This is a genomic window from Paenibacillus sp. EB106-05-06-XG162, assembly GCF_058791655.1.
Genome location: NZ_JBYTDT010000001.1, coordinates 173,003 through 184,375 on the forward strand (window position 1 = coordinate 173,003; position 11,373 = coordinate 184,375).

Annotated in this window: 9 protein-coding genes; all 9 read left to right on the forward strand. The window is 46.5% G+C overall.

Features of this window, described 5'->3' with window-relative positions; all coding sequences use genetic code 11:
- Positions 1-5: 5 nt before the first annotated feature.
- The 9 genes from AC3WU2_RS00560 (at position 6) to AC3WU2_RS00600 (ending at position 11,359) form a co-directional block, all read left to right on the forward strand.
- The gene (locus AC3WU2_RS00560; RefSeq protein ID WP_492450365.1) at positions 6-1,430 is read left to right on the forward strand and encodes an aldehyde dehydrogenase family protein; all 1,425 of its coding nucleotides are present in this window, start codon (positions 6-8) and stop codon (positions 1,428-1,430) included.
- Positions 1,431-1,544: 114 nt separating this feature from the next.
- Positions 1,545-2,684: a saccharopine dehydrogenase family protein gene (locus tag AC3WU2_RS00565; RefSeq protein ID WP_492450367.1), complete on the forward strand. Its 1,140-nt coding sequence runs from the start codon at positions 1,545-1,547 to the stop codon at positions 2,682-2,684.
- A 40-nt stretch (positions 2,685-2,724) separates the two neighbouring features.
- Positions 2,725-4,338, forward strand: coding sequence for an amidohydrolase (locus AC3WU2_RS00570; RefSeq protein ID WP_492450369.1), 1,614 nt, complete (start codon positions 2,725-2,727; stop codon positions 4,336-4,338).
- Positions 4,339-4,358: 20 nt separating this feature from the next.
- Complete coding sequence (locus AC3WU2_RS00575) at positions 4,359-5,459, forward strand: ABC transporter ATP-binding protein (protein ID WP_492450371.1); 1,101 nt, start codon at positions 4,359-4,361, stop codon at positions 5,457-5,459.
- A 30-nt stretch (positions 5,460-5,489) separates the two neighbouring features.
- A complete protein-coding gene (locus AC3WU2_RS00580) occupies positions 5,490-6,389 on the forward strand; it encodes an ABC transporter permease (protein WP_492450373.1) in 900 nt (299 codons plus the stop codon).
- 3 nt (positions 6,390-6,392) lie between these two features.
- Positions 6,393-7,175 carry an ABC transporter permease gene (locus AC3WU2_RS00585; RefSeq protein ID WP_492450375.1) on the forward strand — a complete coding sequence of 261 codons (783 nt, stop codon included), beginning with the start codon at positions 6,393-6,395 and terminating at the stop codon, positions 7,173-7,175.
- 34 nt (positions 7,176-7,209) lie between these two features.
- Positions 7,210-8,268 carry an ABC transporter substrate-binding protein gene (locus AC3WU2_RS00590; protein WP_492450377.1) on the forward strand — a complete coding sequence of 353 codons (1,059 nt, stop codon included), beginning with the start codon at positions 7,210-7,212 and terminating at the stop codon, positions 8,266-8,268.
- A 26-nt stretch (positions 8,269-8,294) separates the two neighbouring features.
- The gene (locus AC3WU2_RS00595; protein ID WP_492450379.1) at positions 8,295-9,728 is read left to right on the forward strand and encodes a gamma-aminobutyraldehyde dehydrogenase; all 1,434 of its coding nucleotides are present in this window, start codon (positions 8,295-8,297) and stop codon (positions 9,726-9,728) included.
- Between the two features lie 38 nt (positions 9,729-9,766).
- Entirely contained in the window at positions 9,767-11,359 is a 1,593-nt protein-coding gene (locus AC3WU2_RS00600) for a flavin monoamine oxidase family protein (RefSeq protein WP_492450381.1), read from the forward strand.
- Positions 11,360-11,373 lie beyond the last annotated feature (14 nt).

Here is an 11,373-nt window from a genome sequence, read left to right on the forward strand (position 1 = left end):
TGCTCGTGAAACGGAATTTATTCATTAATGGTCAATGGAAAGAAGCAGCTAAATACAAAGCGCTGTATGCCCCTTTCTCAGGAGAAAGGATTGCAGAAGTAGGTTATGCGGATGAAACAGAAACAGAGGAAGCCATCCAATCCGCAGTGGCTGCTGCCGATAAGATGGCCAGTTTATCAGCGTATCAACGTACGACGATTCTGAGCAAAGCGGCTGATATATTGGAAAGGCGAAGTGATGAACTTGCCCGTCTCCTTGCCTTAGAAGCAGCCAAACCGATAAAAACAGCAAGGGGAGAAATTGCCCGTACCATACAGACTTACAGATTCGCAGCGATGGAGGCCAGTCGTATTCATGGGGAAACCGTCCCGCTGGATGCAGCACCAGGCGGAGAAGGTAGAATAGCATTCACGCTGCGCAAGCCGCTTGGTGTCGTCGCTGCGATTACCCCGTTCAATTTCCCATTTAATTTAGTCGCGCATAAAGTCGGACCTGCGATTGCTGCCGGAAATACAATCGTATTGAAACCCGCAGGTCAAACGCCACTTTCTTCACTGGTACTGGCTGACGTATTCCAAGAAGCGGGCCTTCCCGACGGCGCCTTGAATATTGTACCGGGGCCGGGAGCAGTTGTCGGGGAAAAGCTGGTGCGCGATCCAAGAGTTAAAGCTGTTACATTCACGGGCAGTCCGGCCGTTGGTATTGCGATGAAGAACAAAGCAGGTCTAAAGCGTGTAACGCTGGAGCTTGGCTCCAATTCGGCTTTGATCATTGACCATACCGTCGACATTTCCGATGAACTGATTGATCGCTGTGTTCTCGGCGCCTTTTCATTTAGCGGGCAGGTCTGCATTTCCATTCAACGGATTTTGGTGCACGAGAGTCAGTATGAGCATTTTCTAAATCAATATAGGGCAAAGGTAGAGAAGTTGGTTATCGGCGACCCATTGAACGAGAGTACCGATATGTCCGCAATGATTCATGAAAAAGAAGTTACGCGTATGCAAGAATGGGTTGACAGCGCCGTGATGAGAGGTGCTCATGTCGTTACTGGCGGGACAGCGCTAAATTCACGGATCTTTCCGCCGACAATTTTGACGAATGTGGCAGCGGATGAACCCGTATCCTGCGAGGAGGTATTCGGCCCTATTGTCATCGTCTCTTCGTTTTCCACACTAGAGCAAGCCATTAACGAGGTGAATCATTCCCGCTTTGGGCTTCAGGCCGGTATTTATACCCATGACATCCATTCAGCGATGCATGCAGCGGAGAAGCTTGAAGTCGGAGGTGTTATGATTAATGATTTTCCAACGTTTCGAGTCGATAACATGCCGTATGGCGGTGTGAAAGAAAGTGGATTCGGACGAGAGGGCATCAAATATGCGGTAGAAGAGATGACAGAGATGAAGCTAATCACAATCAAACTATAAGAGGAAACGCCTATTTAGAACTCGTAATCTATTAAATTTTTCATATAAAACAGGAGAAATTGAACTGCGTTCAGAATATTCACTAATCGTATGGATGTAAAAGGGGGGCTTCAATTGAGTAAAGTTGTTGTATTAGGAGCGACAGGCACAATTGGTAAAGTTATCGTCAAAGATTTGGTCGCAAGCGGCGTCGATGTCATCGCCTGTGATTTGGATCAAGCGAGACTGGATGAATTGGCTGCGTGGATTGGTAAAGACATTGCGACCGCAACACTTAACATTAGAGATTTAGAAGCGGCGAAAGACGTATTGCGTCAAGGAAAAGTGTGTGTAAATGCTACGAATTATGTTTTTAATTTGGATGCAATGAAAGCGGCTTCATCGGTTGGCGTGAACGTTCTTGATTTGGGCGGACTTTTCAAATATACGAATGAACAATTAAAATTGGATGCACAAATGAAGGAAGCGAACATTCTATCGATCACAGGGATGGGTTCAGATCCAGGCACTTCGAACGTATTTTGTCGTTATGGCGTTAATCTGCTGGATACAGCGGAAGAAATTCATATCCGTTACGGTTCAACTTCGTCTGGAACAACCTTTGCGTTTGCTGCGGATACGATCATTGATGAAGCAGTTAAAAATGCTATGGCCGTAAAAGATGGCGTGCTGGTCGAAATTCCGCCTTTAGCGGAGGAAGAGTTTACACATTTTCATGATGCATTGGGCATTCAAAAAACGTATTCTATTATTCATTCTGAGCTTGCCACATTGCCTACCAGCTTCCCCGAAGTAAACGAGATCACATACAAAGACACATGGGATCCGGCGACGATTGAGAAAATCAAAATGCTGGAAGAGATCGGACTTACCGACACGAATGAATTAGAAGACGGGATTATTCCTCGCCGCCAGCTAGTATCGCTGTTGACCAAAGTGCTTGCCAAGAAAGAGAAGCCGGTATGGGGAACAGATTCGCTGCTCGTTGAAATCAAGGGCAAGAAAAATGGAAACCAGACAACTGTGAAATTGGAATTGCTGACCAGATATCAGGAGGAATGGGGCGTCAGTCCTACGCAATACGCAACGGCGATTCCGGCCTCCATCGTGGCTCAAATGCTCTTGAAGGGTGAAATTACGGAGAAAGGCGTCAAACCGCCGGAGCTGTGCGTCGATCCTGAAACGTACATATCCTACTTGAAAAATAAAAACGTAGAGCTTTATATCACAATTAGTGAAACAAAAAAACAATAGATCATCATTCTCTTGCAGTAGCTATACGAGGAGGTAAGATATGACATCTTCGAATCTTGTTGAACATGCTGACATTATGATCACCAGTAATGCCGTATTTACAGGTACCGATAATACGCCAATGCCGGCATCGATTGCCGTTATAGGCAATAGGATTGTGGCGGTAGGACATGAAGACGAATTGAAAGAACGCATTGGACCCCATACCCAAGTGTACCGTTACCAAGATAAACTTGTTATGCCAGGCTTTAATGATCTGCATCTTCATGTCGTTCCTGGATGTCTGATGGAAGACCATGTTAATCTGCTCGGTGCACGTTCTGAACAAGAAGTCGTCGCCTTGGTGTCGCAATTTGCCAAAACAAGACCTGATGATTTTTGGGTTCAAGGTTATATGTGGTACCACACGAAGTGGGATGACCCTAAGCTGCCGCATCGCGCTTCACTGGATGCCGTCATTCCGGACCGCCCGGTCTTCTTATTCCATGCCTCCGGTCATACGGTGTGGGTGAATTCGAAGGCACTAGAGATCCTGGGCATTGACAAGAACACGCCGAATCCTCCGCATGGAGAGATTATGAAAGACGAGTTCGATGAGCCTACAGGAATTCTCTATGAAGCGGCGGCCAGTCTGGCTGCTAAACATGCGATGAATTTAGCCAAGAATAGGAAAAGACCCGTGTTTGGAAGATTTCTCAGTCAAGCGGCTGAGTTAGGTATTACCTCGTTGACGGACATTTTTAAAGTAACGGATTTAGAAATCAGTGAGATTGAACTTTATGAAGAGTTTGAGAAGCAAGGAAAATTAACTTCGAGAATCCACTTTTTAATTGGTCTTGAAGCAGATTTGGAGAGAGCTAGACAGTACCGTGACAAGTATCAATCGGGCATGCTTCGTTTTTCCGGATTGAAAGAATTTCTGGACGGCGTCGTCACCACACATACAGCAAATCTTGTTGAGCCATACACGGACATTCCCGAATATTGCGGCCCACAGGTTCCCGAGAAAATGAGGGAGTATGTGCTCGCAGCGGACCAAGAAGGCTTTCGTATTCGGTTCCACGCGGTCGGAGACGGTGCTGTGCGTTATGCGCTGGATTTATTCGAAGAAGCGCAGCAGAGCAACGGAAGTCGAGATGCCAGACATACGATCGAGCATATCGAGGTTGTACACCCCGAAGATATTCCGCGCTTTAAGGAGCTGGGTGTGATTGCATCCATGCAGCCGGAGCATATGGAGCTGATCAACAAGAAGCACTACTTCTCCTGTATTGGCGAGCGGGAGCAGCATACGTTCGCGATCAGATCGCTGCTCGATGCCGGAGCGAAAGTGGTATTGAATACCGATTACCCCGTCGTATCGCTAAATCCGTTCCTGGAAATCTACCGTGCAATAACCAGGGTTACAGGGGAAGGTGAGCTGTTTAATGGGGGAGAAGCGATCACACTCACCGAGGCTTTGAAAGCGTACACAACGACAGCGGCATACGGCATTTTTAGAGAAGATGAACTAGGGACGTTGGAAAAAGGAATGTTAGCCGATCTCATCGTCGTTGATTGCGATTTGTTCCAAGTGCCAGCAGAACGAATCAAGGATGCAAAGGTAGAACTCACCATCGTGGATGGTAAAATCATTTTTGAAAAGTTGACATAAAGGATTGGAGAGAACTTCCTATGACAGCCCATTTGGAGATCATAAGCGCACAAAAAAACTACAAAAACTTTAAGGCCGTGGATAACGTGCATTTATCCATCAACAAAGGCGAGTTCGTTACCATCCTGGGGCCGAGTGGATCTGGCAAAACGACGCTGCTCAAATTAATCGCAGGCTTTGAATCGTTAAATAACGGAGCGATATTACTGGACGGTCAGGAAATCACCAAAAAGAAAGCCTATGACCGCAATATCGGGATGGTGTTCCAAAACTATGCATTGTTTCCGCATATGACGATCTTTGACAATATTGCTTATCCGCTTCAGCTGCGTAAGGTTCCTAAGCCGGCAATCAAAGAACAGGTATATAAAGCGCTGCAAATGGTGCGGCTTGAAGGCTTTGATTCAAGATTTCCAAGTCAACTGAGCGGTGGTCAGCAGCAGCGGGTCGCGCTCGCCCGGGCGATTGTTTTCAATCCGCCTCTTTTATTGCTGGATGAGCCGTTAGGTGCGCTTGATAAAAATTTACGTCAGCAGATGCAGTTTGAAATCAAGCATATTCAAGAAAAGTTGGGGATCACCACAGTCAATGTCACGCATGATCAAGAAGAGGCGCTGACGATGTCGGATCGCATATGCGTCATGAATCATGGAAGAGTTGAACAAATGGATACACCTGAAAGGTTATACAATTGTCCGCAGAGTAAATTCGTGTCTTCATTTATTGGCGAAATCAACTGGTTCCATGGTGAATTTATCCACTCAGAATCAGGCTTGTCGATCGTAAAGCTGTTGAACGGGCAAGTTGTTCGGATGAAAGCCGAGCATAACCTCCCGGAAAGCTCGGCGGTACTGATTGCCATCCGTCCTGAGAATATTCATGTCGTTCATGAAGGGTCTGCTTATACGCATAAATACCATGTGAAAGTGATGGAAAAGACGTATATCGGAGATTCTTTCCGGGTTGAGGCAATGACCGACACGAATGAACGAATAAGCATCAAGCTTCCTTATGCAGCCACCAAAGAAATGGCTGTGGGCGATCAACTCGAGGTTGGTTGGAATACCGCTGATGCATCTCTGATACCTGACGTTGAAGCAAAGAACGAGGCGGTTTCTTAGAAAATGAGGGGAGTAAGGTGAGCTCTGCATATGAATAACGCGCAAATGCAAATAACGGCTGTACCCTTGAAAAGAAAGAATCGAAGGTTATCGACGATCCCTGGCATGCATTGGCTGCTGTTTATTATACCAGCCTTATATATGCTGCTGTTGACCTTTATCCCGATCATCAAAATCATGAAATTAGGCGTGCACGACGGAGTGAATTATACATTCGAGTATCTCGTTCAAGTTTTTAGTACACCGGTTTATTTAAAGGTCATCATCAATACGTTCAAAATATCCTTTATTGCGACTTTAGCGGCTTTATTGCTCGGCTATCCGGTTGCTTATCTGCTCTACAAGATGCAGTCGGACAAATGGCGAAATATAACGATGTCTATGATCATGATCCCTTTCTGGATCAGCGTACTTATACGTACGTTTACGTGGATGGTTATGCTGCAGAATGAAGGGGTTATCAATAAAGTGCTGATGGGACTCGGTTTGATCGATCAACCGCTTCAATTGCTCTATACTTCGACAGGCAACATTGTTGGGATGGTTCACTATTTATTTCCATACATGGTGCTGTGTATCTATTCCGTCATGAAAGGAATTGATAGTCGGTTGCTCCAAGCGGCTGAAGGCATGGGGGCAAGGCCTTGGAAAGCCTTCCGTGATGTTGTGTTTCCGCTATCTATGCCTGGCGTGATCGCAGGAGTGCTCATCTGTTTCGTATTCAGTCTCGGTTTTTTTATTACCGGCGTGCTCTTGGGCGGCCCGAAAGATAAAATGATTTCAAATCTAATTGCCAACTTTATCAACGTCACGTTGAATTGGCACCTGGCAGCGGCGTTGTCTATCATTCTCTTAGGTGCAACGATACTTTTGATTGCTGTTCCATTTCTTATTTTCAGGAAGCACCCTGCTTTGAAAGGGGTGATATAACATATGGGACTAAGGCTTTTGGTTATTTTCATTCTATTCGTGTTTCTGCTCCCCATTATTCTCATTATCCCATTATCGTTTACATCTGTGGCGTATTTTCAAATTCCTCCGCCCGGCTATTCACTCGTTTGGTACGAAAAGGTCTTGCAGGATCCCGTATGGATCCAAGTGTTCTCACGCAGCTTGTTCATTGGGGCTATAACAGCGATTGTATCCCTTGTTGTAGGTACGATGGCAGCAGTCGCCTTTACACGATTGAATTTTTGGGGTAAAAACATTTTCCTTCCATTAATGCTGTCGCCGATGGTCGTTCCCACGGTTGTCGTCGCGATAGGACTCTATCATTTTTTCTCGCCATTTAAGCTTGCGGATACGTATACAGGGATGGTTCTATCCAACTCGGTTATCGCGATTCCGATTGTGTTCACGTTGGTCATCGCCAGTTTGAAGGGGGTAGATCGCAATTTGGAATTGGCTGCCATGGGACTAGGCTCTACGCCAATCGGCGCTTTTTTCAAGATTACCGTTCCTTTAATGAAAACAGGACTGTTCTCGGGGGCGTTGTTCGCATTTTCGCTTGTTTTTGATGAGCCGATCATTTCCCTATTCATGTCTGGAGCCAACACCAAAACACTGCCAATCAAGTATTGGGAAAGCTTGCGTACGAGTATCGATCCGAGTATCGCTGTTGTATCGACTGTTTTGATCATCATGACCGTGGCCTTGTTCTTCATCCAGGGCTGGATCGGTTCGAATGCTGCGAAACGGAATGTCAGACAGGAGTAATTTCTTTTAAATCATGGATATAAGGGGGATTAGTATGTTGAGGAAATGGACTGTGGTGGTTGTTGTCTTTGTCTTAAGCGCTTCACTCATCGCATGCGGTAAGAATGAGGAAGGGGGGGCAGGTCAAGGCAATCCGCAGAAATTAACGATTGTCGACTGGGATGCAAACTCGGTGGGCTATCGGCAAGCAGCAGTCTATGACGCTTTTGAGAAGAAATATAATGTGAAAATAGTCATTGAAACCCCGCCGGATTATGGAAAACTGCAGGCGATGGTCGATAGCGGGAATGTCACGTGGGATGTTGTGAACGTGGATTCCTTCTACGGGAAATTAGCAGGTCAGCAAGGTTTGTTCGAACCTTTAAACTACAACATGATCAGCAAAGATGGTTATAACGATCAGACCGCAACTGCTAATTTTATTGCTTCTGATTCTTTTGCTACCGTCTTGAGCTGGAATTCCGAGAAAATTGACGCTGCGAATGCTCCAAAGACATGGGCGGATTTTTGGGACTTAAAGAAATTTCCAGGCGGACGCTCCGCTTATAAATTTCCGGCTCCAACGCTTGAGATGGCGCTCCTCGCCGATGGTGTAACCCTAGACAAATTGTATCCGCTTGACGTGGACCGTGCGTTCAAGAAGTTAGATGAAATCAAGAGTGATTTCAAAACCTGGTGGACGAGTGGAGCGCAAGTACCAGAGCTGTTAACCAATGGAACAGCAGCTATCGCTACAGGCTATGACGGCGCGCTAACGGATCAGAAGAGGAAGGGAACGCCGATAGAATTCACCTATGAGAATGCATTCCGCTCCTACTTGGGGTGGGTGATTCCGAAAGGAACGAAAAATAAAGACCTTGCGATGAAATTTATCGCATTTGCAACTTCGCTGGATGTCCAAGTGGATTATGGTAAAAACGCCGATTATGCGCCTGCAAATCAAAAGGCGATTGATAAATTGTCCGATGCAGATAAGAAACGGCTTGGGGTCACACCTGAACTGCAAAAACAACAAATTGCGGCTGACGATTCTTACTGGATTGCCAATTTCGATAAAGTGCAAGTACGCTTTGAGCAGTGGTTGTTAGAATAGCAAAGGATGAAGAGGAGAGACCGTGTATGATGCTAAGAAAGCAAATTTTTATTAACGGGATTTTTATAGACAGTCGCAGTGATCAATATGATTCCATCCTGAGCCCTGCAACCGGAGAAGTGATCGCACAAGCTCCTGCTTGCACGCTAGAAGATATCGATGCAGCTGTTCAGGCGGCAGGTGTCGCATTCAAGACGTGGAGACATACGACACCGGGTGAGAGAAGCACGGCTTTATTAAAGCTTGCGGACCGAATCGAGGCGCATGCCGATGAATTGGCTGTCATGGAAACGCAAAATGTTGGACTGCCAATTCAATTCTCGACACATCTGATCGAGTTCATCGTTGATAATTTAAGATTTTTCGCAAGTGCTGCACGTATGTTGCAAGGGCCTGTTGCAGGCGAGTATATGGCACAGCATACCAGTATGCTACGCAGAGAGCCGCTCGGTGTTATCGGTTCAATCGCCCCGTGGAACTTTCCGCTAGCTATGGCCGTATGGAAAATCGGTCCCGCGATCGCAGCGGGCAATACGGTTGTCCTTAAGCCATCCGAGCTTACGCCATTAACGGCTTTGAAGCTTGCGGAATTGAGTGTTGGGATTTTGCCACCGGGCGTACTGAATATCGTTACGGGTCATGGTACAGTGGCTGGAGCAGAGTTGGTACGTCATCCCGAGGTCAAAATGGTAGCGCTTACGGGAAGTGTGCGTGCAGGTAAATCAATTGCCAGGGAAGCGGCTGACTCGATGAAGAAATTGCATCTGGAGCTGGGCGGGAAAGCGCCGTTTATCGTATTCGATGATGCCAAGTTGGAGGATGCTGCTTTTTGGGCTATGGCAGGCGGGTTTTATAACAGCGGCCAAGACTGTACGGCAGCTACGAGAATCTATATCCAAGAAACCGTCTACGAAGAATTTATTCATAAATTAATATCCTTTGTTGAAGGTACAGCCGTCGGTGACCCAATGCTCCAGGATACACTGGTTGGCCCCGTTATTTCCGAGGCACATCTTCAAAAAATTGATGAAATGGTACAGCGGGCTGTTCAAAATTCGGGCTGCACAATCCTGACGGGAGGCAAGCGATTAGATCGCCCTGGGTTTTTCTACCAGCCTACGGTGATCGCTGGAGCACAGCAATCCGATGAGATCATTCAGGAAGAAGTGTTTGGTCCTGTCATTACAGTTACCCCGTTCAAAACCGATGATGAAGCCATCCAATTGGCGAATGATTGCAAGTACGGATTGGCATCCTCCGTCTGGACCAAAAATTTGGATCGTGCCATGCGTGCAAGCAGAGAACTTGAGTTCGGCGAGGTATGGACGAATGCGCATCTGAGCCTCGTGAGTGAAATGCCGCACGGCGGACATAAGATGTCGGGGTATGGATCGGATTTATCCATCTATGCACTAGAAGAGTATACGCGTTTAAAACATGTCATGATGAAATTTGAATAGATGTTGAAAAAAACTTATTCAAACGGAGCGTGAAAACAATGTCAAAAACTCCTTTGATGCGCCAATTACAAGCAGCAGCCAGCATTGCCGGGGAGGTAGCCAAACGAGATGTCCCTGTGGAACAAGTTATAGAGGAACGCGTGCAACAGAAAATTTCTCGCAGAGAATTTCTGCAGAAAGCGATGCTCGCATCAGCCGTAATGGCGGTTCCTCCAGTCGCATTCAACCTGGGTACGAAAATCGTGAATGCAGCGACAGCTCCCCGTGTTGCGATCGTCGGTGCCGGACTTGCCGGATTAACGGCTGCCTATCGTTTACAACAGGCGGGAATCAACGCGCAAGTGTATGAAGCATCTTCACGCGTAGGGGGGCGCTGCTATACGGGAAGGAATGCCTTCAATGAGGGCCAAATCTATGAGCACGGTGGAGAATTAATCAATACGGACCATACGGATATTTTAAATCTAATTCAGGAACTCAATCTACAAGTGGACGATTTATATGCATATGAAAATGGCGATTTCCGCATTGTTATGGATGGGGCTCTTGTTTCCATGGAGGAATTGTCCAAAATGTTTTTGGACGTCTGGGAGCCTCTTCAAAGGGACCGAAGGGCTGCGGGCGATGTGACGTTATACACAAACTATACGACACGCGGTAAGCAATTAGATCAGATGTCCATTGTCAATTGGTTGCAAACGTATGTCCCGGGTGGCATGAATTCAATGTTATCAAAAACGGTAGATTTAGCTTACACGGCCAGCGTTGGTCTTGAAAGTTCAACGTTAAGCTCTCTGTCTATGATCTACGCGATGAGCACGTCGGATCGAGAGGTATTTTCTCCGTTTGGAACCGGAGGTGAAGAGCGGTATCATGTTCGAGGTGGCAATGATCAGGTTCCTAAACTATTGGCGGATAAGCTGAATGGACAAATTACGCTGTCATCGCCGCTCGAGAGCTTGAGAAAAAATAGCAATGGAACGTACTCGCTTTATTTTTCCGGAAGATTAAGCTGTGTAGAGGCGGATTATGTCATTCTGGCATTACCTGTCTCGACATTGCGAGATGTAGAATTAAGCCGTTCAGGCTTCAGAAGCTTGAAGCATAAAGCAATTGCTGAGTTGGGTGTTGCTACGTGCTCTAAGCTAGCGCTGCAGTTTGAAGATCGTCACTGGGAATCGCTTGGCAGCAGCGGTGCGTTCGTATCGAACGCCTATCAGGATACCTGGGATACGACGAGAGGGCAAGCGGGGAAATCCGGTATTTTGGTTGATTTCACAGGAGGTAATATGGGCAATAGCTTTGGTTCGGGCAATACCAATTCGTATGCCCAAAAATTCCTCAATTCTATTGAGTCCGATCTGCCTGGCATAAGTAAGAAATGGAATGGAAAAGCGACACTGGATTACTGGCCAGGGTATCGGTGGACGAATGGCTCCTACTCCTGTTACAAAGTAGGGCAGTATACGAAGTTCAGAGGTATTTTCGGCGAACCTGAGGGTCATTGTTTCTTTGCTGGCGAGTATACCTCACTTGAATTCCAACAGTTTTTAAATGGTGGTGTGGAGACAGGTAATCGTGCTGCAAAAGAAGTATTAAGCAGATTAAACATTGCATCGGCGCGCACCTGAGCCTCATGCAGCAA

Coding starts and splice junctions, on each gene's coding strand:
- AC3WU2_RS00570 (WP_492450369.1), top strand. CDS start 2,725: ATGACATCTTCGAATCTTGTTGAACATGCTGACATTATGATCACCAGT.
- AC3WU2_RS00575 (WP_492450371.1), top strand. CDS start 4,359: ATGACAGCCCATTTGGAGATCATAAGCGCACAAAAAAACTACAAAAAC.
- AC3WU2_RS00580 (WP_492450373.1), top strand. CDS start 5,490: ATGAATAACGCGCAAATGCAAATAACGGCTGTACCCTTGAAAAGAAAG.
- AC3WU2_RS00585 (WP_492450375.1), top strand. CDS start 6,393: ATGGGACTAAGGCTTTTGGTTATTTTCATTCTATTCGTGTTTCTGCTC.
- AC3WU2_RS00590 (WP_492450377.1), top strand. CDS start 7,210: ATGTTGAGGAAATGGACTGTGGTGGTTGTTGTCTTTGTCTTAAGCGCT.
- AC3WU2_RS00600 (WP_492450381.1), top strand. CDS start 9,767: ATGTCAAAAACTCCTTTGATGCGCCAATTACAAGCAGCAGCCAGCATT.
- AC3WU2_RS00595 (WP_492450379.1), top strand. CDS start 8,295: ATGATGCTAAGAAAGCAAATTTTTATTAACGGGATTTTTATAGACAGT.